The organism is Pseudarthrobacter sp. PH31-O2, from assembly GCF_030063265.1.
In the GTDB taxonomy this organism is placed as follows: domain Bacteria; phylum Actinomycetota; class Actinomycetes; order Actinomycetales; family Micrococcaceae; genus Arthrobacter.
In genome coordinates this window covers 184,304-210,110 of sequence record NZ_JASIST010000007.1, presented here as the reverse complement: position 1 = coordinate 210,110, position 25,807 = coordinate 184,304, and the positions used below count along the sequence as shown (strand labels likewise).

Sequence of the window (25,807 nt, the reverse complement as noted above, 5' to 3'; positions counted from 1 at the left end):
TAAACCAACCGCCACAGACGCTATCCGCGCCACACCACCGCGGAACGCTCGACGGCGTCGGCGGCATCCTGGAGCGCCTGCGGCATCAAGTGGCCATACACCTCCTCGGTGGTTCGCGTGGATGCGTGCCCCAGGCGGCGGGAGACGGTGAAAAGCGAGACGCCGTCCTGAATCAGCCAGGACGCATGGGTGTGGCGCAGGTCGTGGATCCGGGGTGACTTCTTCAGTCCACGCGCTTGGGCCGCTTTCACAGCGGGAGTCCAGTAATGGTGCCAGTACAGCTTGTGGACAATGCGCTCACCCTTGGGTGTGGTGAACAGAAGATCCGCGCCTGGCCGGCTGGCCACCAGCGGAATCAGGACTTCCACCAAATGGGGATTCAAGGAAACCGTCCTCTTCCCGGCCCCCGTCTTGGTGGCACCAATGTAGTACTCGGACTCGGACCCGCGTTTCCAGGCCTTATTGATCCGCATGGTTGCCGGCCTGGACATCAGGTCCACATCCGCCACCGTCACGGCCGTGGCCTCGCCAAAACGGGTACCGGTCATGACCAGAAACTCCGTAAAGGCCTTGTACCGCTCCCCCATGCACTCCAGGATCAGCCCGAACTCCGCATGCGTCAGGAACCTGGTCTCATCCTCTGCCTTTTCGCCGGACGGCAACTGGACGCCCCGGCACGGATTATCCTTCCGGTAGCCGAGACGGACCGCCGTCTCCATCGCCGAGAAAATCAAGCCATGGTTGTTCTTAATGGTTTTCGCCGACCGGCCTTTGGTCTGCATCGTCTTCATCCAGTAGGTCAAATGCCGGTAGTCCAGCTTGTCCACCGGAATATGGCCAATCACGTCCGCGATGTGCAGCTTCAGCATGGTCTGATACGTGTGGACGGTACCAACGGAGGGCCGGACCAGAAGATCGATGTGCTCTTGGATCACGGCGGCGACGGTGGGCGCTTTGGTCTGGTTCGCGAGCATCGCATGCTGGGCGATCTCAAACGATTGGTTGTTGGCGTCAAGGAGGCGCTTCAGGGTGATCGCTTCGGATTCCGTGGGAAGCGTGATGCCTTGTTCCTGGCGGTTGGCCGGGTCCCGCCAGCAGACCATAAAGGACGTCGTACCGTCCTTTTTTGTGCGTTTTCTAATGCTGGCCATAGGAAAAATGCTACGCCGCTGTCCACACTTTAAGTACTTTTGTCCACACTCAGCACCTCAAAAAGCCACTGACCTGCGGAAACACTGTGCCCGAGGTGGGACTCGAACCCACACACCTTTCGATACCGCATTTTGAGTGCGGCGCGTCTGCCAATTCCGCCACTCGGGCGCGGAGTACACCAGGAAATAATCGCAGAGACACAGTGCTGTGAGCAACGCGATCGCTTCCAGTGCGCGAAATTACTCTACATGCAGATAGGCTGAATTCCAGAATCGCGCCAGTGACGCCGCATCGAACATATCCGGTCCCAGCAGCGCAGCGGTGACAACCTAAGATGGTCTAGTTCCCGCCGCACCTTTCCAAGGAGTTCCCGTGTCAGAACAGACGGAGTCAAACATCACGTCCAAGCCGGCGCGCCGCGTGGTTGTCGCCGAGGACGAGACCCTCATCCGGCTCGACATCATCGAGATCCTGCGGGGTGAAGGCTACGACGTCGTCGGTGAAGCGGACAATGGCGAAAAGGCCGTCCAGCTCGCCGAGGAACTTAAGCCGGACCTCGTCCTGATGGACGTCAAGATGCCCATCATGGATGGCATCACCGCTGCTGAGAAAATCGTCAAGGCCCGGATCGCCCCCGTGGTCCTGCTCACCGCATTCAGCCAGAAGGAACTCGTCGAGCGCGCCCGCGACGCCGGCGCCATGGCCTACGTGGTCAAGCCCTTCACTCCGGCGGACCTCATCCCGGCCCTGGAGATCGCACTCTCCCGCCACGAGGAGATCAAGGCCCTCGAAAGCGAAGTGACCGACCTCCAGGAACAGTTCGCCACCCGCAAGCTTGTGGAGCGCGCCAAGAGCCTCCTGACCACCAAGATGGGACTGACGGAGCCGGAGGCGTTCCGTTGGATCCAGAAAACCTCGATGGACCGCCGCCTGAGCATGCGTGAGGTGGCCGAGACCATTATCAACCAGGTCAACTAGCCGGGCCGGCAACACCAGAGCCTGATTCGCACGACAAAAGGGAGGGTCCCCGCCAGTGGCGGGGACCCTCCCTTTTGTCGGCAGTGACGGAACTAGATTTTACTGTTCCGCTTCTTCCGTTCCGGCCACGGGCCCACCTTGTCCTTGGTGACCTCGGTGTTGCCGTGGCTTCCGGCGTCCGCGAGGTCGCCGACACGGTGTACCTTCAGCATATTCGTGGAACCGGCCTTTCCGGGAGGCGAACCGGCGGCAATAACCACCATGTCACCGTCGTCAACGAGGTCCATGTCCAGCAAGCTGCGGTCAACCTGGGCAGTCATCTCATCCGTGTGGCCCACCATCGGGACCAGCACCGGCTGGATGCCCCACGTGAGCGCCAGCTGGTTCCAGACGTGCTCCACCGGGGTGAAGGCGAACACCGGACGGATCGGACGCAGGCGCGACAAACGCCGTGCCGAGTCGCCGGACTGGGTGAAGGTACAGATGTACTTCGCATCCAGCTGATCGGCGATTTCGACGGCGGCACGGGTGATGGCGCCGCCCCGGGTCTTGGGCTTGGTGCCCAGCGGGGGTACGCGTTCCAGGCCGTGGACCTCGGTTGATTCGATGATCCGGGCCATCACCTTGACGGTCTCGATCGGGAACTTGCCCACGCTGGTCTCGCCCGAGAGCATCACCGCGTCGGCGCCGTCGAGCACGGCGTTGGCGCAGTCAGAAGCCTCAGCGCGGGTCGGGCGCGGGTTGTCGATCATGGATTCGAGCACTTGGGTTGCCACGATGACCGGCTTGGCCCAGCGGCGTGCAAGTTCGACGGCGCGCTTCTGGACGATCGGCACTTCCTCCAGGGGAAGTTCCACACCAAGGTCCCCACGGGCCACCATAATGGCGTCGAACGCGTCAATGATCTCCGGGAGCTGCTCAACGGCCTGCGGCTTCTCGATCTTGGCGATCACCGGTACGCGGCGGCCTTCTTCGTCCATGATCTCGTGGACGCGGGTGATGTCCGAGGCATCGCGGACGAAGGAGAGGGCCACCATGTCCACGCCGCGGCGCATGGCCCAGCGCAGGTCGTCCTCGTCCTTTTCGCTCAGAGCCGGGACGTTCACGGCAACGCCGGGCAGGTTGATGCCCTTGTTGTTCGAGACGTACCCGCCAACGATCACCTGGGCAACCACCTTGACGGCGTCGACGTCGATCGCCCGAAGGGCAACCTTGCCGTCGTCGATCAGCAGCGCATCTCCGGGGTTGACGTCCTCGGTGAGGGTCTTGAGGGTCGTGGAGCAAATGTCCTTGGTGCCCGGGACATCCTCGGTGGTGATGGTGAAGGTGTCGCCTACAGCCAGCAGGTGCGGCCCGTCCACAAACCTGCCGAGGCGGATTTTCGGCCCCTGCAGGTCGGCCATGATGGCAACTGCCTTGCCCAGCTGACCGGCCGCCTTGCGGACGTTCTCGTATGTGTTGTCGTGCACGGCGTAGTCTCCGTGGCTCATGTTCATCCGGGCCACGTCGACCCCGGCTTCCAGTACGGCGAGCGTGTTGTCAAAGCTCGCGATCGCCGGTCCGAAGGTGGCCACAATTTTTGCGCGTCTCATATACCTACCCTAGTTGTCTCTTGGTTGTTTTAAGTTGTCGCGGGGACGAACGGCTGGCGTCCGTCCCGGCACCGGGAGGGGCCGGACTACAGGACGGCCATGGCCCGGTCGCTCGGGGATACTGGTGCCGGAAGGATGGTGCTGCCCATCAGGAACTTATCCACCGCTGCGGCGCAGGCGCGTCCCTCCGCGATGGCCCAGACGATGAGTGACTGGCCGCGGCCAGCGTCTCCGGCGACGAAGATTCCCTCCGTGTTGGTCATGTAGTAGCCGTCGCGGGCCACGTTGCCGCGGCCGTCGAACTCGGCGCTGACCTGCTCGGTGATCCCTGCCGGTTCCGGACCGGTAAAGCCGAGCGACAGCAGGACCAGATCGGCCGGAATGATCCGCTCGGTGCCGGCCTTCGGGAGCCGCTTGCCGTCGACGAATTCGGTTTCGGCGACCTTAACTCCGGTCACTACGCCGTTCTCGCCAACGAACTCCACCGTGGAGGCGAGATAGGTGCGCTCGCCACCTTCCTCGTGCGCGCTGGCCACTTCGAACAGGGTCGGGAACGTCGGCCAGGGCTGGTGGCCGGCCCGCTCCGCCGGCGGCTGCTTACCGATCGCCAAGGTGGTCACCGACGCAGCCTGGTGCCGGTGCGCGGTCCCGAGGCAGTCCGCGCCGGTGTCGCCGCCGCCGAGGATCACCACGTGCTTGCCGGCCGCGTTGATCTGGTTCTCCACGCTCTCCCCCGCCACCACACGGTTGGCCGGGACAAGGTAGTCCATCGCGAAATGCACTCCCTCGAACTCGCGGCCCGGGATCGGCAGGTCACGCGGTACGGTGGCGCCGGTGGCGACGACAACTGCGTCGTACCGGCGCCGGAGCTGCTCCCAGGTCACGTCGCTGCCGACGGCGACGCCGGTCCGGAAGCGGGTGCCTTCGGCCTTCATCTGCTCCAGGCGGCGGTCAACGTGCTCTTTCTCCATCTTGAAATCAGGGATTCCGTACCGCAGGAGGCCGCCGATCTTGTCATCGCGCTCGTAGACGGCGACAGTATGGCCTACCCGGGTCAGCTGCTGGGCGACGGCGAGTCCGGCGGGACCGGAACCGACGACGGCGACCGTCTTGCCGGACAGGCGGGCCGGCGGCAGCGGGTTGACCCAACCGTTCTCGAACGCCTGGTCAACGATCGAGACCTCCACCTGTTTGATGGTGACTGCCGGCTGGTTGATCCCCAGCACGCAGGACGCCTCGCAGGGCGCCGGGCAAAGCCGGCCGGTGAACTCGGGGAAGTTGTTGGTGGCGTGCAGCCGTTCCATGGCTTCCTCGCCCTTATCCCGCCAGATGAGGTCGTTCCACTCCGGAATGAGGTTGCCCAGCGGGCAGCCCTGGTGGCAGAACGGCACACCGCAGTCCATGCAGCGGCCGGCCTGAGCCTTCAGGACACCGTTTTCCTGCGCCTCATAGACCTCTTTCCAATCCATGATGCGGACCGGGACGGGGCGGCGCGGCTGTGTTTCGCGCTGACGTACTTTCAAAAATCCGCGTGGATCAGCCACCGGTCACCTCCAGGATTCGAGACCAAACTTCTTCACCGTCGGGGTCCAGCCCCTCTTCGATGGCATCAAGACGGGTTTGCAGGACTGCCGCATAGTCGCGCGGCAGCACCTTGGTGATACGGGCCGCGGTGTCATCGAAGTTCTCCAGCAGCCGTGCCCCCAGCAACGACTCTGTCTCCTCGGTGTGCTTGAGCAGCAGTCCGTGGACTATATCCCGGTCCTCGGCATCCAGCTCGTGCAGCTGCAGTTCGCCGGATTCCAGGGCCTGCTTGTTCACGCGTTCGGTCTTCAGGTCCAGCACGTAGGCCGTCCCGCCGGACATGCCGGCACCGAAGTTTCGGCCGGTACGCCCGAGGACGAGCGTCTGGCCGCCGGTCATGTACTCGCAGCCATGGTCGCCGATTCCTTCAGCCACCGCCGTAGCGCCTGAGTTGCGGACCATAAACCGTTCGCCGACCTGGCCCCGCAAATACATCTCGCCGCTCGTGGCACCGTAGCCGATCACGTTGCCGGCGATCACATTGCGTTCCGCCGGGAAGACATTTGTGCGGTCCGGCCGGACGATGATGCGGCCTCCGGAAAGCCCCTTGCCGACATAGTCGTTGGAGTCGCCGAACATCCGCAGCGTAATACCGGCCGGCAGGAAGGCTCCAAGTGACTGCCCAGCCGTGCCCGTCAGGGTGATGTCGATGGTGTCCGTCGCCAGCACGTCGGTGCTGAAGGTCTTGGTGACCACATGACCGAGCATCGTGCCGACAGAGCGGTCGGTGTTGATAACATCCACGGCGATCCGAACCGGGGTCCGGTCACTTAGGGCTTCCGCAGCCATCGCAATCAGGCGCTGGTCGAAGTGCTTGTCCAGCTCATGGTTCTGTCCGGTGAGGTTGCGCAGCGGGGCCTCGTCGTCGAACTCGAGCCCATGCAGAATCGGGTCCAGGTCCAGCCCGTCGGCCTTCCAGTGATTGATCGCTTCGCGGGTGTCGAGCATCTCGGCGTGGCCAATCGCTTCCTGAATGCTCCGGAAGCCAAGCTCGGCCAGGATCTCCCGGACCTCCTCGGCGAGGAATTCGAAGAAGTTCACCACAAATTCCGGTTTACCGCTGAAACGGGAACGCAGCTCCGGGTTCTGCGTTGCGACGCCCACCGGACAGGTGTCCAGGTGGCAGACACGCATCATAATGCAGCCGGACACCACCAGCGGGGCAGTGGCAAAACCGAACTCCTCACCACCGAGCAGCGCGGCGATCACAACGTCCCGGCCGGTCTTGAGCTGCCCGTCCACCTGCACCACCACGCGGTCGCGCAGCCCGTTGAGCATCAGGGTCTGCTGGGTTTCGGCGAGTCCGAGTTCCCACGGCACACCGGCGTGCTTCAGCGAGTTCAGCGGCGAGGCGCCGGTTCCGCCGTCGTGCCCGGAGACCAGCACAACGTCGGCCTTGGCCTTCGTCACGCCGGCGGCTACCGTGCCGATTCCAACCTCGGAGACCAACTTGACGTGCACCCGCGCGGAGGGGTTGGCCCGCTTCGCATCGTAAATCAGCTGGGCGAGGTCCTCGATCGAGTAGATGTCGTGGTGCGGGGGCGGGGAGATGAGCCCGACGCCGGGCGTCGAGTGCCGTGTCCGGGCCACCCAGGGGTAAACCTTCTGTGCCATCAGCTGACCGCCTTCGCCGGGCTTGGCACCCTGCGCCATCTTGATCTGGATGTCATCGGCGTTGGTCAGGTAGAGGCTGGTCACGCCGAAACGCCCGGAGGCAATCTGTTTGACCGCCGAGCGCCGCGTCGGGTCGAGCAGCCGGTCCACGTCCTCGCCGCCTTCACCGGTGTTGGACTTTCCGCCCAGCCGGTTCATGGCGATCGCGAGGGTTTCGTGGGCCTCCTGGGAGATCGAGCCGTAGCTCATCGCGCCGGTGGAGAATCGCTTGACGATGCTGGAAACAGATTCCACTTCCTCCAGCGGGACCGCGGGACGCAGCCCGGCCTTGAACTTCAGGAGCCCGCGAAGGGTCATGAGGTTCTCGGACTGGTCGTCAACGCCGCGGGTATAGGCCTTGAAGATGTCATAGCGGCGCTCACGGGTGGCGTGCTGCAGCCGGAACACGGTCTCCGGGTTGAACAGGTGCGGCTCGCCATCGCGGCGCCACTGGTACTCACCGCCGCCGAGCAGCGGCTGGTGGGGCTGCTCAATGCCGTTTTCGGGGTATGCCATCCGGTGGCGGGCGGCGACCTCCGCGGCAATGACGTCCAGGCCGATCCCGCCGAGCTGGGAGTGGGTGCCGGAGAAATACTCGTCCACCAGGTCCTGGCCCAGGCCAAGGGCTTCGAAGGTCTGGGCCCCCGTATAGGAGGCCACTGTGGAGATGCCCATCTTTGACATGATCTTCAGGACACCCTTGCCGAGGCCCTTGATCAGGTTGTAGACACCGTCATGCTGGGTGACCCCAACAACGTCGCCCGCGGAGATCAGCTGTTCCACTGATTCCATCGCCAGGTACGGGTTCACGGCGGAGGCACCGTAACCGATCAGCACGGCGACGTGGTGCGTTTCCCGGACGTCGCCGGCCTCGACCACAAGGGCAGTCTTGGTGCGGTTGGCGCTGCGCAGCAGGTGGTGGTGCACGGCGCTGACAAGCAGCAGCGAAGGGATCGGCGCCCACTGGGCGTTGGAGTCGCGGTCCGAGAGTACAACGTACTGCACTCCGCGGTTGATGGCACCGGACACCTGCTCGCAGATTTCAGTCAACCGAGCGCGCAGCGCGTTCTCGCCACCCTCGGGGCGGTACAGGCCGCGGACCTTCATGGCGACCCTGTCCCCGTCGGGGCTCTCGATGTTCGCGATCTTGGCGAGCTGGTCATTGTTGATCACGGGGAACGGCAGCGAAACCTGCGGCTGGCGGACCTGCTTGGTGTCCAGCAGGTTACCGTTTGGGCCGATGGCACAGGTCAGCGACGTGACCAGTTCCTCGCGGATGGCGTCCAGCGGCGGGTTGGTGACCTGTGCGAAGGACTGCACAAAATAGTCGAACAACAGCCGGGGCCGCTTGGAGAGCACAGCCACGGGAGTGTCCGATCCCATGGCTCCGAGCGGCTCCGCGCCGGTCCGGGCCATCGGGCCGAGCAGAATCTTCAGTTCCTCGGTGGTGTAGCCAAAGGTGCGCTGGCGGATATTGACCGAGGCCGCCGTATGGACCACGTGCTCGCGTTCGGGCAGGTCCTTCAGGTCGATCAGGTTTTCCTTGACCCAGTCCGCCCAGGGGTTGGCCGCCGCCACCTCGGCCTTGACCTCGGCGTCGCTGATGATCCGGCCGGCGTCGGTGTCCACCAGGAACATCTTCCCGGGTGAGACGCGCCCCTTTTTCACCACCTTGGAGGGTTCGACGTCGATCACACCGACCTCGGAGGCGAAAATGATCAGGCCGTCTTCGGTGATCCAGAACCGGCCCGGACGGAGCCCGTTGCGGTCCAGGGTGGCGCCGACGAGGTTGCCGTCGGTGAAGGAGACGGCGGCGGGACCGTCCCACGGTTCCATCAGCATGGAGTGGTATTCGTAGAAGGCACGGCGGGCCGGGTCCATCGTGGCGTGGTTTTCCCAGGCCTCGGGGATCATCATCATGATCGAGTGCGTGATCGGCCGGCCCGAAAGCCAGAGCAGCTCCGCTACCTCGTCGAAGGAGGCCGAGTCGGAAGCGCCCGGGGTGCAGATCGGGTACAGCTCCTCCGGCGAATCCCCCAGCAGCGGGTTGGCCAGCTGGGACTGGCGGGCACGCATCCAGTTGCGGTTTCCCTTGACCGTATTGATTTCGCCGTTGTGGGCGATGGTCCTGAAGGGCTGGGCCAGCGGCCAGGACGGGAAGGTGTTGGTGGAGAAGCGGGAGTGGACGATCGCGAGCTTGGTCTTAAAGCGTTTGTCCGAGAGGTCCGGATAAAACGGCTCGAGCTGGGCCGTTGTGAGCATGCCCTTGTAGACGATGGTCCGGGAGGACAACGACGGGAAGTACACGCCGTATTTGTTCTGCGCCCGCTTCCGGATCCGCCAGGCCCGCGAGTCGAGTTCGTTGCGCTCCAGCACTTCCCCGTTGCTGGAGGCAAAGAAGGGCTGGGAGAAATACGGCATGCAGGCCCGGGCCATCGCCCCGACCAGGTCAGCGACGATCGGCACCTCACGCCAGCCGAGGACCGTCATGCCCTCGTCCGCGGCAAGGCTTTCGATGCCCGCCTTTGCGGCGTCGGATTCGCGCTGCTCGGCCGGGAGGAAAGCCGTCCCCACCACAAACTGGCCGGGGGCGGGAAGCTCGAAGTCGGTAACTGCGCGGAAGAATTCGTCCGGGACCTGCATCAGCAGTCCGGCGCCGTCGCCGGTTCCCTCGTCGGCGCCCACGGCACCGCGGTGCTCGAGGTTGCGCAGGGCTGTCAGGGCCGCGTCAACAATGTCGTAGCCCGGCTCGCCCCGCAGCGTGGCGATAATGGCGAGGCCGCAGGCGTCCTTCTCCTGCTCCGGGTTGTAGAGTCCGGCCGCTTCGGGAAGCGCCGCGAACCGCTTGAAAGGTGACATGGCGGCCTGGTTCGGCTCGGACCAACTGGGGCTGTGCAGGGTTTGGGTCATGGGAGACGTCCTTCCTCCTGATCGTGCGTATGGGAGGGACAACATTGGCCCGAATCGGTGCGCCGGTGTGACGGGTGCAACAGAGTATGTTCTTACTCGAATTGTAGGCCAGCGCCGCTTCCTGCACTAACAGTTACGCGGCCCCGGCCCGGGCTTGCTCGAAACACCAACTGTTTAATGTCCGTTGCTTCCCTGCCGCCACGACGCTGTGGAACGGGCCTTGCGGGGGGTGACCCCGCAGCCCGGCTTTCGGGGACTGAGCTACTTGGTGCCCTCAGCCTCCGGCGCGGTCCCGGTGCTCTGGCGTCCGGGTGTTCCGGCTGCCGGTGCTCCCGCGGCGGGCTTGGTGCCGCCGCCGGGTTCCTGTGACGTCCCAGCTGGGGCGGAAACGTGACCTGGACCGCTTTGGTTCTCAGGGAGAGTATCACGCAATTCACTATCTGAGACAGCAGAATCCGAATGGTGGACGTCGCCAGAGGACGCCGGAACGGTCGCCGGCACCTTGTTTTCCGCGCCGTTTCCGGCCTTAGTACCCTCCGCGGTGGGGGCGTCATCTGCGGCATGGGCCGCGTCATGGTCGTCCGGAACCGTGATTTCCTCCGCATCCGCGTCGGCGTCCGTATCCGCGTCGGCGTCCGACGGCGCACGGCCCGCCAGGTACACGGTGTCGGGCTCGGTGCGCTTGCGCAGGCCCAGGATGACGAAGATGGCCAGCGCGCCCAGCAACACGACGATGCTGGTCCACACGTTCAGCCGGGTGGTAATGCCGAAGAAGGTGATCTGCTCGGCGTCATCGATCCGCATCGCCTCGATCCAGACCCGGCCCAGCGTGTAGTAGACCGCATACAGGGCGAACAGCCGGCCGCGGCGGAAACGGAACTTGCGGTCCAGCAGCAGCAGGATGCCCACCCCGGCCAGGCTCCACAGGGATTCGTAGAGGAAGGTCGGGTGGAAGAGTGTGCCAGCGGCCATACCCGGCGGGAAGTTCGGATTGTCCGCGTCGATCTGCAGCCCCCACGGGAGCGTGGTGGGCCCGCCAAAGAGTTCCTGGTTGAAGTAGTTTCCCCAGCGGCCGACCGCCTGGGCCAGCAGCAGCCCGGGTGCGGCGGCGTCGAGGAACCCGCTCAGTTTGACACCTGCCCTGCGGCAGCCGATCCACGCGCCCACGGTGCCGAGCAGCACGGCGCCCCAGATCCCCAGACCGCCGCGTTGGAGCTGCGGGATCAGGGACAAGTCGCCGGTGCCGTCGAAGCCGGGGCCGAAATAGGCATCCGGCGAGGACACCACGTGGTAAAGCCGGCCTCCGATGATGCCAAACGGGATGGCCCAAATGGCGATGTCCCAGACGCTGCCCTCCGGGGCGCCGCGCTTGGCCCAGCGGACGGACGTGAGCCACAGCCCGACGACGATGCCGAGCAGGATGCACAGGGCGTAGGCATGAATGCGCAGTGACCCCCATGGCAGCGGGATGTCGAAGCCGGACCATTCCGGGCTCGGAATACTCGCGGGGATCATCGCTGCCGCGTGGAGGACTGACTGCATGTGTTTAAACTTCTTCCCTGGTGAGGCCGGTACTGAGGTCTTTCGTCAAGGACGCTACCGCATCGACGCCGCCGTCGCCGATGGCCACGACCAGCGCGGTGCCAACAATCACGCCGTCCGCGTAGGCGGCAATCTCGCGGACCTGGTCCGCGTTGGAGACGCCCAGTCCCACGCAAACCCGTGCAGCGCCGGCAGCGCGCGCGGCCGCGACGACGTCCTTGGCCGCCGAGCTGACCGACGTCCGGGCCCCGGTGACGCCCATGATCGAGACGGCGTAGACAAAGCCGCGGCTCGCGTCAACGGTGCGCTTCATCCGCGCCGGTGAGGAGGACGGCGCCACCAGGAACACCCGGTCCAGGCCGTATTTGTCCGAAGCGGCCATCCATTCGGCGGCTTCGTCCGGGATCAGGTCCGGGGTGATGAGACCGGCACCCCCGGCTTCGGCGAGCTGGCGGGAAAAGTCCTCCACACCCATCCGGACAACGGGATTCCAGTAGGTCATGACCAGCACCGCAGCGTCAGTCTTGCTGGTAATGCCGCGGACGACGTCGAAGACATCCTTAACGTGGAAGCCCTTGGCGAGGGCCTGCGTCGTCGCTGCCTGGATGACGGGGCCATCCATCACCGGGTCCGAATACGGGATGCCGATTTCGATCAGGTCCGCGCCGTTCTCCGCAAGGGCGATGCCGGCTGCTATGGTTTCTTCCACGCTGGGGAAACCGGCCGGGAGGTAGCCGATCAGAGCTGCACGGCCCTCGGCCTTGGCGCGGTCAATGGCCGCAGCGGACTTGCTGGCGGTCCGGGCTGCCCCGGCGTCGGTCAGGTCATTCACAGCTGTTCCCCTTCGGCGGCGATCTCGTGTTCGGGTGAATCCTTATCCAGCAGGTCGAACCATTCGGCGGCGGTAGCCACGTCCTTATCGCCGCGGCCGGAGAGATTAACGATCATGATCTTCTCGGCCGCCCTTCCGGGCCCGGCTTCGGCAGCGAGCCGCTGGCCCACCTTGATGGCACCGGCCAGCGCATGCGCGGACTCGATCGCCGGGATAATCCCCTCGGTGCGGCAGAGCAAGCGGAAGGCGTCCATGGCTTCACTGTCCGTGATCGGTTCGTAGCTCACCCGTCCAATGTCCGCGAGGTAAGAGTGCTCCGGTCCGACGCCGGGATAGTCCAGGCCTGCCGAAATAGAGTGCGATTCGATGGTCTGGCCGTCGTCGTCCTGCATCAGGTAGGAGCGTGCGCCGTGCAGCACTCCGGGCTTGCCGAGCGTGATGGTGGCGGCATGGCGGCCGGTTTCGACGCCGTCGCCGCCAGCCTCGAATCCGTAGATCTTCACCGAAGGATCATCCAGGAAGCCGTGGAAGAGGCCAATGGCATTGGAGCCGCCGCCGATGCAGGCGCACACCGCGTCGGGCAGGCGGCCGGTCTGCGCCAGGATCTGGGCGCGGGCTTCCTCGCCGATGACCTCGTGGAAGTACCGGACCATGGCCGGGAACGGGTGCGCCCCGGCAACTGTGCCCAGCAGGTAATGCGTATTGTCCACATTGGCCACCCAGTCGCGCAGCGCCTCGTTGATGGCATCCTTGAGGGTCTGGGAGCCGTTGGTCACCGGAATGACAGTGGCCCCGAGCAGCTCCATCCGGGCCACGTTCAGGGCCTGCCGGCGGCAGTCTTCGGCGCCCATGTAAACAACGCATTCCAGGCCCATCAGGGCGGCGGCAGTGGCGCTGGCGACGCCGTGCTGCCCGGCGCCGGTCTCGGCGATGAGTCGGGTCTTGCCCATCCGCTTGGCAAGGAGTGCCTGGCCCAGGACGTTGTTGATCTTGTGCGACCCGGTGTGGTTCAAGTCCTCGCGCTTGAGGAAAAGCCGGATCCCGCCGGCGTGCTCGGCGAAGCGCTTGGCTTCGGTCAGCAGCGAAGGCCTGCCGGAGTAGTTCTTGTTCAGCTCCGCAATTTCTGCGGTGAACTCGGGATCGGCTTTGGCCTTCTCGAAGGTGTCTTCCAGCTCATCCAGGGCCGCGATGAGTGATTCCGGCATCCATCGGCCGCCGTAGGAGCCGAAGTAGGGTCCGGGGGCATGCCGCAGGGATTCTCCACCCTGCAGGAACGCGTCCACGGTGCTTTCGCCTGAGTTGGCTGCTGGCGCATCGACCATCAGTCTCACCATCCTGTTCCACTGCTTATTTGATCTGGGGGCCGCACGGAAGCCCTGACCGCCTCCGGACGGGCATTGCCCGGCCGGACCACGGATCAGGAACGTGCGGCGATTTCTTCTGCTCCTGCGGCCATAAATTCGGCGATCCGCTCCCGCGGGGTCGCGTCGCTGACCAGCGTTTCGCCCACGAGGACGGCATTGGCGCCGTTGGCGGCATAGTGCCGGACGTCGTCGACGCCGCGAACACCCGATTCCGCGATGACCAGCGCACCGGCGGGGATGTTTCCGGCGAGTTCGGCGAAGACGGCACGGTCGACGTCGAGTGTCTTGAGGTTGCGTACATTAACCCCGATGATCCGGGCATCGGCAGCAACCGCCCGTTCGACTTCTCCGGCGGTGTGCGTCTCGACGAGTACGTTCATCCCGAGTTCGCGGCTGAGGGCCGTGAACTCGCGCAGTTGCGCGTCGGACAGGGACGCAACGATCAACAGGATCAGGTCGGCCCCGTGTGCCCGGGCCTCCCAGATCTGGTATTCGTCGATCATAAAGTCCTTGCGCAGCAGCGGAATGTCCACGGCTGCCCGAACGGCGTCGAAGTCGGCCAGCGAGCCGTTGAAGCGGCGCTGTTCGGTCAGGACGCTGATCGCGGCGGCACCGCCGTCGGCGTACTGCACCGCCAACGATGCGGGGTCAGCGATGCTGGCGAGGTCGCCTTTGGAGGGACTCCGGCGCTTGATTTCGGCGATGACCTTCAGCTGCTCCCGGCTTGCCGAAGCGCCGCCAAGGGCGGTCCAGGCGTCGCGAGCAGGCGGGGCTGCAGCCGCGCGCTCCTTCAGTTCTGCGAGCGTCACAAGGCGCTGGCGGCCAGCCATATCCTCCCTGACACCGGCATTGATGTCATCGAGAACGCTCACCCTTAGTGGCCGGCGTTCTTCAGCTTGCTGCCGCCAACACCGTATCCGGCTTTGCGCATGGCGAAACCAATGACCAGGCCGATCGCCATCACCACACCACCCGCGATGAAGATCGGGGTGTTGGCGATAACAAAGGCGATCGACATAATGAGCGCGCCGACCAGCATCACCAGGACGGTGGTCCAGGCGGCCGGGCTGTTGCCGTGGCCCGTCGGTTCGCTGTGGTCCACGTCGTCGTAGGAGTAGCCGGTTCCGGCAGCCGGCTTGGGGGCGGAAACAGGGGCATTGCTCATGGGAATCTCCTCAGGGTAAATACTGCTTACATTCTGCCATTTATTGTCCGTGTAATTGGCCGCGCCCGCGGCATCGGCTCAAGTGGGGTCGTCACCGCGGGACAACCGGTCCCAGCTGTCGATCTCGTCAGTTGGGCCGGCCGGCGCCGCAGCCCCGCCGGCGGCGGCAGTTGCCGCGGTGTCATATTTTGTGCGCGAGCGCCAAAAGCGGCCTGCGGGGATGATCAGCAACGCGCTGAGCCCCAGCAGGACGCCGGCGACGACGGCGAGGACCGGGAACACCGTCACGTCCACCTGGACGTCGCTGCCGGAGATTCCGGTGGCGGCGGCGATGGAGCCCTGGGCTGCGGCCGCCGGGTCCGCGAGGACGAGCACGGCGGCGCCGACGATGCCGGCGGCGGCGAGCAGGATCAGCGCGGTGATGATCCAGCGGGCGATCCGGCCGGCAATCGACGCGGCCAGGCCGCCGGCGAGTGCCACCAGGGCCAGTGCCGTGACTGTGGTGGCGGCTTTGCTGCCTTGCACGTGCAGGCCGTCCTGGCTGCTGACGGCCGCCCCGAGCTGGGCCGGATCGAGGTGGACGGTTAGCCAGCCCTGCGTTGTGGTGCCAAAGACGGCAAGTGCCAGCGCCGTAATGGCCAGGACCAGGGTGGACTTACGTGCCCAGCGCGGAACCACCGGGCTGGTGCTCTTCACGACGGTGCCGCTCATGGCTGCGTCCCGGGAATGGAAATCGAGTCCGCCGTGATGTTGCGCAGCGACCGGGCAGAGTGGACGGCCCGCATCGGGGCGGCGGCCTTGTTGACCGTCTCCAGCGCCTCGGCGGCGTTGACGGAGTCGGCCACAATGCCGCCACCGGCCTGCACGTAGGCGCGTCCTTCCCGCAGCAGGGCAGAGCGGATGGCAATCGCCATGTCCATGTCGCCGGCGAAGTCAAGGTAGCCCACCACTCCCCCGTAGATCCCGCGGCGGTGCGGCTCAAGTTCGTCAAGCAAGCGCAACGCCCGCGGTTTAGGAGCGCCCGAGAGCGTTCCGGCGGGAAATGTCGCCTTCAGCACTTCGTAGGCGGTGGCGTTGGGGGCCAGTTTGCCCACCACTGTGGAAACCAGATGCATGATGTGGCTGAACCGCTCGACTTCCATAAACTGGGTCACGTCAACGGATCCGGCGACGCAGACCTTGGACAGGTCGTTGCGGGAGAGATCCACAAGCATCAAATGCTCGGCGCGTTCCTTTTCGTCGGCGAGGAGTTCTTCAGCCAGCGCCGTGTCCGCCTCAACGGTTTTGCCCCGCGGTCTGGACCCGGCGATGGGATGGGTGATGACGTCCTCGCCGGTCACGGTCACGAGTGCTTCCGGGGAGGACCCGACGATGGAGTACTGCCTGCCGGCAGTATCCTCGAGGCTGAAGATGTACATGTACGGGCTGGGGTTGGTATTCCGCAGAACCCGGTAGACGTCCAGCGGATCCGCGCCGCATTCCATTTCGAAACGCCGGGAGATGACCACCTGGAACACTTCGCCGTCGACGATCGCTTCCTTGCCGCGGTCCAGGGCGGCGAGGTAGTCCGCTTCCTCCCAGCGTTCCTGCACGCTCGAGGCGAAGTCGAGTGCGGCGGCGTCGAGCACGGAGACCGGCTGCCGGACGGGGGCGCTGACCTTGGCCAGCAGGGCCTTGACCCGGGCGACGGCGTCGTGCCACGCCTCGTCGACGCGCTCGGTGCTGTTGTCGAAGTTGATGGCGTTGGCAATCAGCAGCACGGTGCCGTCCATGTTGTCGTGCACGGCCATGTCAGTGACGAGGTTCAGCGCCATGTCGGGCAGCTGAAGGTCGTCCTCGGGCGGGCTGGTCAGCTTTTCCCAGTGCCGGACGGTTTCCCAGCCGAGGAATCCGACCAGGCCGGAGGTGAACGGGGGCAGGCCTTCGAACCGGTCGGTGCGGAGGGCCTCGACGGTGTCGCGGACCGCGTCCACCGGGCTGCCGCCGAGCGGGACGCCGACCGGCGGTTCGCCGAGCCAGTGCGCCTGACCGTCCTTGGTGGTTAGGGTGGCCCGGGACCGGGCACCGATGAAGGAGTAGCGGGACCAGGCGCCGCCGACAGCCGCGGATTCCATCAGGAACGTTCCGGGCTGGCCCTGGGCGAGTTTGCGGTACAGCCCGATCGGGGTCTCGGCGTCAGCCAGCACCTTGAGCCGGACGGGGATAACACGGCTGTGGCCTGCGAGTTCACGGAACTCCGCCAGGCTTGGGCTAATGATTCCAAGGTCCTGCATGGCTGTGATTTCCGCCTGTTCTTTCAGTGGTGGTCCTGATGGTTGCTTGGCTGTGGCCGGATAGCGGCGCCGCCCCGGTGCGGTTGTCCGCCGCGGTCAACTGCCGGGTCAGTCGGCGGGGCCGGTGACAGCGTCGAGATCGCGGCCCGCAAAACAGGTCCGGGTCCCGGTGTGGCAGGCGGCACCGACCTGGTCCACCCGGACCAGCAGCGCATCGCCGTCGCAATCCATGGCGAGCGACTTGACCCACTGCACGTGACCGGAAGTGTCGCCCTTGCGCCAATACTCCTGGCGGGAGCGGGAGAAGAACGTCACCCGCCCGCTGGTCATGGTGCGGCTAAGTGCCTCGTCGTCCATCCAGCCCAGCATCAGCACTTCATGGGTGTCAAACTGCTGCACAATCGCTGCGACCAGCCCGGCGCTGTCGCGTTTTAACGCTTCGGCGAGCCCTGCGGGGAGCGGGCCCGCCGGCGCGGCAGGAACAGTCGCGGCGACGGCGTCCCCGTTATCCGGAGATCCATCAAGCGGGTGGGCACTACCAAGGGCGGGGGCGGGCTGCTCAGACATCAGCTCAAGTCTAGTGCCTTCACTCGGGCCGGCGCCCAGTTGGCCCGCGGTCCGCTTGCAGCGCGGTCCGCCGAGGATCGGCGCCACCGCGATAAGATCGGGGCCGCTAATGCCAAAACTACGGCAATTCAAGTGCACACGAGCCGCTGTCTCGTGCTAGTTTCACAAGTGATGCATTTCGTCGATCCCTCCCGAGAATTCTTGGCCGAAACCCTGCTCGCGGCCGGCCCTGACTCCCCCACGCTCTGTGCCGGGTGGCAAACCCGGGACCTTGCCGCGCACTTGTACCTGCGCGAGCGGAAGGCCGCTGTTGGTCTGGGGCTGCTGGTGAAGCGGCTGGCCAAGGCATCGGACCAGGCCACGGCCGCACTGGCAGCGAAGCTCACGGCGCCGGAGGAGTACACCAAGCTGGTGAGGTTATTCCGTACCGGTCCCTCCGCGTTCTCGCCAATGAAGATCAAGGCCCTGGACGAAAGCGCCAACCTGATCGAATACTTCGTCCACACGGAAGACGTCCGCCGTGCCGTCGACCGCTGGGCGCCCCGTGCCCTGGACGAGGACTACTCCGACGCCCTCTGGGACGATCTGATCAAGCGCGCCGCCATCTTGTACCGCGGCGTGGACCTGGGCATCGTGCTGGTGCGCCCTTCTGGCCCCCGGCACGTCGCCAAGCGCGCACCGGTATCCGTGGCGATCGTTGGCGAGCCGGGCGAGCTCCTGATGCACGCCCACGGCCGGACCCGACATTCGCTCGTAACCTTCGAAGGCCAGCCGGACGCCGTCGCGCTCCTGCAGTCAGCCGAAGTCGGGCTCTAGGCCCCGCAAACGCCCTCACCCCGCAAGCTCGGCCAGCGGACCCTGCGGGCGTGGCCCAGGCGCGACCAACCTTCTTTTTGCGTAATTGCGCTTAGCGGACGTCGAACCCTGCTGCCCGGATGGCTGCCTTGACCTGGGCGATCATGTCCAGCGGTCCGAAGTGGAAGACCGACGCGGCGAGGACAGCGTCCGCGCCGGCCGCCACCGCCGGCGGGAAGTGCTCAGGTTTCCCGGCTCCGCCGGAGGCAATGAGCGGAACCTTGACTGCTGCCCGCGCCAAGCGGATGAGCTCCAGGTCGAAGCCGTCCTTGGTGCCGTCGGCGTCGATCGAGTTCAGCAGGATTTCGCCGACCCCGCGGTCGGCAGCTTCACGGGCCCATGCGATTGCGTCGATCCCGGTGCCTTGCCGGCCGCCGTGTGTGGTCACCTCGAAGCCGGAGGGGGTGGGCTGCGAGCCGGGGCGGGTGCGCCGGGCGTCGAGGGACAGGACGAGGACCTGGGAGCCGAAGTGCCGGGTAATCTCATCGATCACCCCGGGACGCGCGACGGCAGCGGTGTTTATGGCGGCCTTGTCCGCGCCGCAGCGCAGGAGCCTGTCCACTTCTGCAACACCACGGACGCCGCCGCCGACGGTCAGTGGAATAAAGACTTCCTCCGCGGTCCGCCTGACGACGTCGAACGTGGTCTCCCGGTTACCCGATGAGGCCGTGACGTCCAGGAAGGTCAGCTCGTCCGCGCTGCCGTTGTCATACCGGTGCGCGAGTTCGACAGGGTCGCCGGCGTCGCGAAGCCCTTCAAAGTTGATGCCCTTGACGACGCGGCCGGCATCGACGTCAAGGCACGGGATAACGCGGACAGCTACAGCCATGACTTCTCCTGGTATTGGCTCACGAAAAAATTTCCGACGCCGCTCAGATGCGGCAGGCGTGGATGGTGCTCACCAGAATGGCGCGGGCACCCAGGTCGTATAGTTCGTCCATGATCGCGTTTGTCTGTTTCTTCGGCACCATCGAGCGGACGGCAACCCAGTCCGAATCGCGCAGCGGCGACACTGTGGGCGATTCCAGGCCAGGGGTCAGGGCTGCTGCTGCTTCCACCAGCTCCTTGCGGATGTCGTAGTCCATCAAAACGTACTGCCGCGCCACGAGAACACCCTGCAGGCGCCGGATCAGTACCTCGGCGGCGGCGTTCCGCTCGCCGGCGCGGCCGATCAGCACGGCTTCGGAGCGCAGGATCGGCTGGCCGAAAATCTCCATGCCTGCTGCTTTGAGGGTGTTGCCGGTTTCAACGACGTCGGCGATCGCGTCCGCGACGCCGAGCCGGACGGAGGACTCAACGGCGCCGTCAAGGCGGACCACCCGGGCGTTGATGCCGCGCTCGGCAAGGTAGCCGCGGAGCAGTCCGTCGTAGCTGGTGGCGAGGCGTTTGCCTTCAAGCTCTTCGACGGCGGTGAAGTCGCCGACCGGGCCGGCGAAGCGGAAGGTGGAGGCGGCGAAGCCGAGCGGAAGCAGTTCCGCGGCTTCAACTTCGGCGTCCAGGAGCAGGTCTCGGCCGGTGATGCCGACGTCGAGCGTTCCCTGGCCGACGTAGACGGCAATGTCACGCGGACGGAGGAAGAAGAATTCAATGTCGTTGTCCGGGTCAACCATGACCAGTTCGCGGGTGTCGCGGCGCTGGCGGTAGCCGGCCTCGGCGAGCATGGCGGAGGCAGCTTCGGACAGGGATCCCTTGTTCGGGACGGCAACTCTGAGCATGGGGAAGGTCTCTCTTGGTTGGGACGAAGTCCGTTCAGAAACAGTCCGTCCGGGAATTGTCGGTTCAGGCACAGCGGGCCACGCAGTACACCGGGTTCGCAGGCACGGCCTGCCGGTTTCCGGAGCGGACGTGGCTAGAGATGCTTGTAGACGTCTTCCAGGCTGAGTCCCTTGGCCAGCATCAGAACCTGCAGGTGATAGAGCAGCTGGGAGATTTCTTCAGCGGCGGCTTCATCGGATTCGTACTCGGCAGCCATCCAGACCTCGGCTGCTTCCTCCACGACCTTTTTTCCAATGCCGTGGACTCCGGAATCCAGTTCGGCGACGGTGCGGGAACCCTCCGGACGGACGGCTGCCTTTTCACTCAGTTCTGCGAACAGCGATTCGAAATTCTTCACACCCGCAAGCCTACTTCCTCGAGGGGGGCGGGTGCCTGCCGGGCCGTTCCGTGACGGGCGGGATGTGGGCGATGACACAGTCCGCAAGGTCCGGCAGGGGCTGCCCAGGGTCCGGCCTGCGCTGCCCGGGGTACGGCCGGACCCCAACCGCCGCGGCTTAGCTGAATTGTTTGAGCGTCACCGCTGTCGCCAGTGCGGCGGTGACGGCCTCGTGGCCCTTGTCCTCGGTTGAGCCGGGCAGCCCCGCCCGGTCAATACCCTGCTGTTCCGTGTCACAGGTCAGCACACCGAAGCCGACCGGAACGCCGGTGCGCACGGAGACTTCCGTCAGTCCGAGCGTGGCTGCTTCGCAGACGTACTCGAAGTGCGGGGTGCCGCCGCGGATTACGACGCCGAGCGCGGCCACCGCGTCGAAGTGCGGTGCCAGCCGGGCGGCGGCGACGGGGAGTTCGAAGGTGCCGGGGACCCGAAGCACTGTCGGCTCGTCGATGCCGGCGTCTTTCGCTGCGCGCAGGGCGCCCTCCAGAAGCCCGTCCATGATCCGGGTGTGCCAGCTCGCTGCCACAATGGCCAGTTTCAGCCGGGAGGTCTCCTCCGGCTGAAAGGTGCTGAGGTCAATCTGTGGTGCGCCGTGTCCGCTCATCTGGGAATCCTTGTTCTGCTCAGTTGTGGTGTGCGTGTCAAAACGTGGGAGCGGCCCGTGGCGGGCTGCTGCCGGTTAGTCAGTCGTGGCTGTTCTCGAAGCCGCCCGGACCCGATGCCGGCGCCACCGGCTGCACGTCCAGGACCAGCCGGTGGTCCATCCGGTCCTTTTTCGTCTGCAGGTACCGGATGTTCTGCTCGCGGGATGGAACTTCGGTGGGCACCATCTCCACAACACGGACCCCGGCCTGCGCCAGCCGGTCCTGTTTGTCCGGGTTGTTGCTCAGCAGGCGGACCTCGTGGAGGCCCATGTCCGCGAGGATCTGTGCCGCGGCCTGGTAGCTGCGGGCATCCACGGGCAGTCCGAGCTGTTCGTTGGCCTCGACCGTGTCGAAGCCTGCCTCCTGCAGGGCGTAGGCCTTCATTTTGTTCGCCAAGCCGATTCCCCGGCCCTCCTGGCCGCGAAGGTACAGCAGGGTTCCGCCGAACTCGTTGATCATCTCGAGGGCATACGCGAGTTGCTCGCCGCAGTCGCAGCGGTACGAGCCGAAGACATCTCCGGTGAGGCACTCAGAGTGCAAGCGGACCAGCGGAGCCTGCCCGTCGACCGGTGGCAGCGGGGAGCTGACGGCCAGGTGCTCGGCGCCGGTGGCCTGATCGGTCCAGGCTTGCGCCACAAAGTTGCCGAAGGCCGTGGGCAGCTGGACGATCGGGCCTGCGCTGACCGGATGCGGCAGGTGTTCGGCCGCCAGCTGTTCTTGTGCTTCAGACGTCGTCATCGTTTCTCCTCCATTAAACGGGGTCCGTTGGATGACCGGCGGGCTGCGCCGCCTCGAGGTAGGCCACCAGATCCGCAATCGAGATCAGCGGGCAGCCGTGCTCAAGGGCGAAGCCGCGAAGTCCGTCCAGCCGCATCATCTCTCCGTTGTCATACACCACTTCTGCAATCACACCCACGGGCTCGAGTCCGGCCAGCTTGCACAGTTCTACAGCCGCTTCGGTGTGCCCGGCGCGTTCCCGCACTCCCCCGTTAACGGCCCGGAGCGGAAAAACATGCCCGGGGCGGGTCAGAGCCGCCGGCTGGCTCCCGGGATCGGCAAGGATCCGGGCTGTCAGGGCGCGGTCCGTGGCGGAGATCCCGGTGCTCACGCCCAGCGCGGCGTCGCAGGACACTGTGTAGGCGGTGCCCTTGGCATCCTCGTTGATGTCAACCATCGGAGGCAGCGCGAGGGCCTCGGCCCGGCCGCCCTCGAGCGGCACGCAGATCACACCGGAGCTGTACCTGATGGTCCACCCCATCAGCGACGGCGTGGCATGCTGCGCGGCGAAGATGATGTCGCCTTCGTTTTCGCGGTCCTCGTTGTCCACCACCAGGACGGGACGGCCGGCGGCAATTGCGCGGACGGCGTCTTCAATCAGGTCGAGCCCGGCCGGCGCGGTAACGGGTGCGGGCCCGGCCGCGTCGCCGGCTTGGCTAAGGATGCCTTGACGGGCAGGAATGTCCTTGACGGTGTTCACGCTGTTGCCCCCTCCGCGCGTACTGCTGCTCCCCCGGCTGCAGCGCCGGAAAAGGCGAGCAGGCGCTCAGTGTACTTCGCCAGCACGTCAACTTCGAGGTTCACGCGCCCGCCAAGTGCTTTGGCGCCCAGTCCGGTGTCGGAGAGTGTGGTGGGGATCAGCCCCACTTCGAACCACGGGGCCGGTTCGGCGGCCGGGCTCACCGCCGTCACGGTTAGCGACACGCCGTCGACGGCAATCGAGCCCTTCTCCGCGATATAGCGGGCCAACCCCACCGGAACACCGAAGCGCAGCCGGTCCCAATTGCCCAGCGACTCGCGTTCGAGCAGTTGCCCGACGCCGTCGACGTGGCCCTGGACAACATGCCCGTCGAGCCGGCCGCCGGCCGGCACGCAGCGCTCGAGATTAACGGGGTCCCCGGGGGCAAGCTCGCCTACTGTGCTGCGGGTGAGCGTCTCGCCCATCACGTCTACGCTGAAGTCCCGGCCGTCGATCGCCGTGGCCGTGAGGCAGACGCCGTTGACGGCGATGGATCCGCCTAGGGCCAGCCCCTCGGTGCTGGCGGGAGCGTGCAGCCGGACGGTGGCGCTGATGTCACCATTGCGTTCAACGGACAACACCTTCCCCTGCTCGGCAATAATTCCGGTGAACATCAGTTGCCTCCTGCGGCGGTGTCCGCGCCTGCGCGGGACGGGGTTGAATCGGCTGAAGAGTTGTGGGCAGCCGGCGCGTTGCCGGTCCCCGCCGGGGTGGTTGGCGTGGGGCCGGTTGGCGTGGGGCCGGTTGGCGTGGGGCCGGTTGGCGTGGGGCCGGTTGGCGTGGGGCCGGTTGGCGTGGGGCCGGTTGGCGTGGGGCTGGTTGGCGTGGGGCTCAAGTGCAGCCGCAGGTCTCTGCCAAGCAGCTGAACCGCGCCGCCGGACGCCGGATCCCAGTCCCACCTCTGGGCGTTCGCCAAAGTGGAGATGCCCAGGTCGTCCAGGGCCGGAGTTCCGGAACCGAGCAGGGTTGGGGCCAGGTAGACGATCAGTTCATCCACGAGCCCGGCGGCCAGGAAAGCACTTAGGATCCGGGAGCCGCCTTCGACCATAAGGTGGCGGACACCGGTGGAAAACAACGCCTCCAGGGCCTCCAACGGCTCACGGGTGGGCAAGTGCAGCACCTTGCCGTCGGAGCCGTGAACGGCGGCGTCTTCGGGGATCCCCCGCAAACCCATCACAGCGCGCAACGGTTGCCGGCCGGCGGGTTTCCCGTCCGGTCCCCGGGCAGTGAGCCGCGGGTTGTCGACCAGGACCGTTTGTGTGCCGACCAGGATTGCGTCGATCCGGCCACGGAGGGCATGGTTGTCCGCCAGCGATTCGGGGCTCGAAATCCATTGGCTGGTGCCGTCGCTGGCGGCGATCCGGCTGTCGAGGGTCTGGGCGATGTGCAGGGTGACAAAGGGCCGGGCGGCAGCAACGGCGTCGAACCAGCGCCGGTTCATGTCCAGCGAGGCCTCGGCGCAGAGCCCGGAGCGGACGCGGACGTCCGCTCCGCGTAGCGTGGCCGCACCACCGGCCGCCGGGTCGTGTGGGTCATCTACCGCGTAGACGACGTCGGTAATACCGGCTTCAATGATCGCCTGGGTGCACGGCCCGGTGCGCCCGCGGTGGTCACACGGTTCCAGTGTGACCACCATCGTGGTGCCACTGAGGTCGATGCCGGCGGCTTTGGCTTGGTCAATGGCGTCCGCTTCGGCGTGCGCGGTGCCCGCCCCGCGGTGGTAGCCGGTGACGATGGGGGTTCCCGCGGCGGAAATCACGACCGCGCCAACCAGCGGGTTCGCGCCGCGCGGCCCCTGCAGCGCCGCAGCCAGGGCGGCGTCCATGGCGGCAAGCTCGGCGGTACTGAAGCCTGCAGCGGCCAGCGCCTCGACCGTCGTATCGGGCGTGGTATTCAGGACGCTCATCAACACCTCACCGGGCTTTCGCAAACCGTGGTGGTGGTCAAGAGCCATCGCAGAGAGTACATCTGGTTGCCGTTCCTTCCCTCAAAAGCGCGATGGCTCCGGGGGCATACGACAGCAACATTCCGCGGCGCCGGCAGGGCTCCGCAGTAACAGCTGTACGTGCTTCTCTCATCCAGACTTTAACTGTCGGTACCGGAGTTCCACCGGTTCAACCGTTTGCCGGCTATCTTCCCGAGGGAGGCGCCGGCGCGCGGGTCGCGGACTATAACCGCCGGTTCGGACTTACACCGACCCCGGAGCACGTATGTGTGTAGCTATTCTGGCACAACCGCCGGGCAGCCGCGGGTATTCCCCCGACCGGATGTTACGGCGTTGGTCCTTGGCGCCCGCGTTGCCGGCCTCAGCGTTAGCGTTGCCCGGCGGCCCGAAGCCGTTCGATGGCCTCTCCCGGATCCTCGGCACCGTAGACGGCGGAGCCGGCGACGAACACGTTGGCACCGGCGTCCGCGGCGCGGCGGATGGTGTCCTCGGTGATTCCGCCGTCGACCTGCAACGCCACCTGGAGGCCGGACGCGTCGATCGCCGCGCGGGCCCGGCGGATCTTGGGGAGCGTGAGGTCCAGGAAGGCCTGGCCACCGAAGCCCGGCTCCACAGTCATGATCAGCAGCATGTCCAGTTCCCCGAGCATGTCAAGGTATGGTTCGACGGCGCTGCCCGGCCGAAGGGCCATCCCGGCCTTCGCGCCGCGGGCCCGGAGCTCACGCGCGAGCTTGATCGGCGCGATGGAGGCTTCGGCGTGGAAAGTCACCGACGCGACCCCGGCCTCCGCGTACGCCGGAGCCCAGCGGTCCGCATCGTTAATCATCAGGTGGGCATCCAACGGCACCGGGCTGACCTCCTGCAGCCGTGCAACGACAGGTAAGCCCAGCGTGAGGTTGGGCACAAAGTGGTTGTCCATCACATCGACATGGACCGCATCCGCGTTGCCGATCCGGCGCAGTTCTCCTTCGAGGTTCGCGAAGTCGGCGGAAAGAATGCTCGGGTTGATGCAGCACGTGGCCATGTGGAATTCCTTGTCATTCTGCTCGGATGTCCCGGTGCGGGTCGCTGCTCTTTAGTGCT

The 25,807-nt window shown here is 65.8% G+C and carries 23 protein-coding genes, 1 tRNA gene and 1 riboswitch; of the genes, 2 read left to right on the top strand and 22 right to left on the bottom strand.

Going from position 1 to position 25,807, the window contains the following annotated elements; translation table 11 throughout:
* Positions 1-20: 20 nt before the first annotated feature.
* Together QMG72_RS12700 and QMG72_RS12695 are read right to left on the bottom strand one after the other, a co-directional pair.
* Positions 21-1,151: a tyrosine-type recombinase/integrase gene (locus tag QMG72_RS12700; RefSeq protein ID WP_283480684.1), complete on the bottom strand. Its 1,131-nt coding sequence runs from the start codon at positions 1,149-1,151 to the stop codon at positions 21-23.
* Between the two features lie 87 nt (positions 1,152-1,238).
* Positions 1,239-1,320: transfer RNA gene (locus QMG72_RS12695), tRNA-Leu, on the bottom strand.
* A gap of 204 nt (positions 1,321-1,524) precedes the next feature.
* On the opposite strand from QMG72_RS12695, the gene QMG72_RS12690 reads away from it, so the two are divergent.
* The gene (locus QMG72_RS12690) at positions 1,525-2,130 is read left to right on the top strand and encodes an ANTAR domain-containing response regulator (protein WP_253033071.1); all 606 of its coding nucleotides are present in this window, start codon (positions 1,525-1,527) and stop codon (positions 2,128-2,130) included.
* Between the two features lie 92 nt (positions 2,131-2,222).
* On the opposite strand, the gene pyk is transcribed toward QMG72_RS12690, so the two are convergent.
* The 11 genes from pyk to hisI form a co-directional block, all read right to left on the bottom strand.
* The gene (pyk, locus tag QMG72_RS12685; protein ID WP_283480682.1) at positions 2,223-3,722 is read right to left on the bottom strand and encodes a pyruvate kinase; all 1,500 of its coding nucleotides are present in this window, start codon (positions 3,720-3,722) and stop codon (positions 2,223-2,225) included.
* 86 nt (positions 3,723-3,808) lie between these two features.
* Positions 3,809-5,266, bottom strand: coding sequence for a glutamate synthase subunit beta (locus QMG72_RS12680; RefSeq protein WP_253033072.1), 1,458 nt, complete (start codon positions 5,264-5,266; stop codon positions 3,809-3,811).
* Complete coding sequence (gene gltB / locus QMG72_RS12675; RefSeq protein WP_283480681.1) at positions 5,259-9,869, bottom strand: glutamate synthase large subunit; 4,611 nt, start codon at positions 9,867-9,869, stop codon at positions 5,259-5,261. The genes QMG72_RS12680 and gltB overlap by 8 nt, the downstream gene beginning before the upstream one ends.
* Before the next feature lie 261 nt (positions 9,870-10,130).
* The gene (gene lgt, locus QMG72_RS12670; RefSeq protein WP_283480680.1) at positions 10,131-11,411 is read right to left on the bottom strand and encodes a prolipoprotein diacylglyceryl transferase; all 1,281 of its coding nucleotides are present in this window, start codon (positions 11,409-11,411) and stop codon (positions 10,131-10,133) included.
* A 4-nt stretch (positions 11,412-11,415) separates the two neighbouring features.
* Entirely contained in the window at positions 11,416-12,243 is an 828-nt protein-coding gene (gene trpA / locus QMG72_RS12665; RefSeq protein WP_283480679.1) for a tryptophan synthase subunit alpha, read from the bottom strand.
* Positions 12,240-13,565, bottom strand: a complete 1,326-nt coding sequence (gene trpB / locus QMG72_RS12660; protein WP_283480677.1) for a tryptophan synthase subunit beta — start codon at positions 13,563-13,565, stop codon at positions 12,240-12,242. The genes trpA and trpB overlap by 4 nt, the downstream gene beginning before the upstream one ends.
* 95 nt (positions 13,566-13,660) lie before the next feature.
* Complete coding sequence (trpC, locus tag QMG72_RS12655; protein ID WP_253033077.1) at positions 13,661-14,479, bottom strand: indole-3-glycerol phosphate synthase TrpC; 819 nt, start codon at positions 14,477-14,479, stop codon at positions 13,661-13,663.
* A 2-nt stretch (positions 14,480-14,481) separates the two neighbouring features.
* On the bottom strand, positions 14,482-14,772 hold the full coding sequence (locus QMG72_RS12650; RefSeq protein WP_226774835.1) for an HGxxPAAW family protein: 291 nt from the start codon (positions 14,770-14,772) through the stop codon (positions 14,482-14,484).
* A gap of 78 nt (positions 14,773-14,850) precedes the next feature.
* The gene (locus QMG72_RS12645) at positions 14,851-15,483 is read right to left on the bottom strand and encodes a Trp biosynthesis-associated membrane protein (RefSeq protein WP_226774834.1); all 633 of its coding nucleotides are present in this window, start codon (positions 15,481-15,483) and stop codon (positions 14,851-14,853) included.
* Positions 15,480-17,045, bottom strand: coding sequence for an anthranilate synthase component I (locus tag QMG72_RS12640; RefSeq protein WP_283480676.1), 1,566 nt, complete (start codon positions 17,043-17,045; stop codon positions 15,480-15,482). Before QMG72_RS12640 ends, QMG72_RS12645 begins: the two co-directional genes overlap by 4 nt.
* Positions 17,046-17,153: 108 nt before the next feature.
* Positions 17,154-17,612, bottom strand: coding sequence for a phosphoribosyl-AMP cyclohydrolase (hisI, locus tag QMG72_RS12635; RefSeq protein ID WP_226774832.1), 459 nt, complete (start codon positions 17,610-17,612; stop codon positions 17,154-17,156).
* A 171-nt stretch (positions 17,613-17,783) separates the two neighbouring features.
* Here hisI and QMG72_RS12630 point away from each other — a divergent pair, with 171 nt between their 5' ends.
* Positions 17,784-18,428 (top strand): TIGR03085 family metal-binding protein, encoded by a 645-nt coding sequence (locus QMG72_RS12630; RefSeq protein WP_283480703.1) that lies wholly within the window; start codon positions 17,784-17,786, stop codon positions 18,426-18,428.
* Between the two features lie 91 nt (positions 18,429-18,519).
* On the opposite strand, the gene hisF is transcribed toward QMG72_RS12630, so the two are convergent.
* From hisF to rpe, 9 genes are all read right to left on the bottom strand, one after another.
* A complete protein-coding gene (gene hisF / locus QMG72_RS12625) occupies positions 18,520-19,296 on the bottom strand; it encodes an imidazole glycerol phosphate synthase subunit HisF (protein ID WP_253033081.1) in 777 nt (258 codons plus the stop codon).
* Positions 19,297-19,339: 43 nt separating this feature from the next.
* Complete coding sequence (hisG, locus tag QMG72_RS12620; protein ID WP_226773562.1) at positions 19,340-20,182, bottom strand: ATP phosphoribosyltransferase; 843 nt, start codon at positions 20,180-20,182, stop codon at positions 19,340-19,342.
* A gap of 134 nt (positions 20,183-20,316) precedes the next feature.
* Positions 20,317-20,580: a phosphoribosyl-ATP diphosphatase gene (locus QMG72_RS12615; protein WP_024367461.1), complete on the bottom strand. Its 264-nt coding sequence runs from the start codon at positions 20,578-20,580 to the stop codon at positions 20,317-20,319.
* Between the two features lie 157 nt (positions 20,581-20,737).
* Positions 20,738-21,223 (bottom strand): 6,7-dimethyl-8-ribityllumazine synthase, encoded by a 486-nt coding sequence (gene ribH / locus QMG72_RS12610; RefSeq protein WP_226773561.1) that lies wholly within the window; start codon positions 21,221-21,223, stop codon positions 20,738-20,740.
* A gap of 79 nt (positions 21,224-21,302) precedes the next feature.
* Positions 21,303-22,001, bottom strand: a complete 699-nt coding sequence (gene ribA / locus QMG72_RS12605) for a GTP cyclohydrolase II (RefSeq protein WP_226773560.1) — start codon at positions 21,999-22,001, stop codon at positions 21,303-21,305.
* 13 nt (positions 22,002-22,014) lie between these two features.
* Entirely contained in the window at positions 22,015-22,704 is a 690-nt protein-coding gene (gene ribB / locus QMG72_RS12600; RefSeq protein WP_283480702.1) for a 3,4-dihydroxy-2-butanone-4-phosphate synthase, read from the bottom strand.
* Between the two features lie 32 nt (positions 22,705-22,736).
* Positions 22,737-23,393, bottom strand: a complete 657-nt coding sequence (locus tag QMG72_RS12595) for a riboflavin synthase (protein ID WP_282359827.1) — start codon at positions 23,391-23,393, stop codon at positions 22,737-22,739.
* A complete protein-coding gene (gene ribD / locus QMG72_RS12590) occupies positions 23,393-24,685 on the bottom strand; it encodes a bifunctional diaminohydroxyphosphoribosylaminopyrimidine deaminase/5-amino-6-(5-phosphoribosylamino)uracil reductase RibD (protein WP_283480674.1) in 1,293 nt (430 codons plus the stop codon). The genes QMG72_RS12595 and ribD overlap by 1 nt, the downstream gene beginning before the upstream one ends.
* Before the next feature lie 155 nt (positions 24,686-24,840).
* Positions 24,841-24,991: riboswitch (FMN riboswitch) on the bottom strand.
* A gap of 100 nt (positions 24,992-25,091) precedes the next feature.
* Positions 25,092-25,748 carry a ribulose-phosphate 3-epimerase gene (rpe, locus tag QMG72_RS12585; protein ID WP_226773557.1) on the bottom strand — a complete coding sequence of 219 codons (657 nt, stop codon included), beginning with the start codon at positions 25,746-25,748 and terminating at the stop codon, positions 25,092-25,094.
* Positions 25,749-25,807 lie beyond the last annotated feature (59 nt).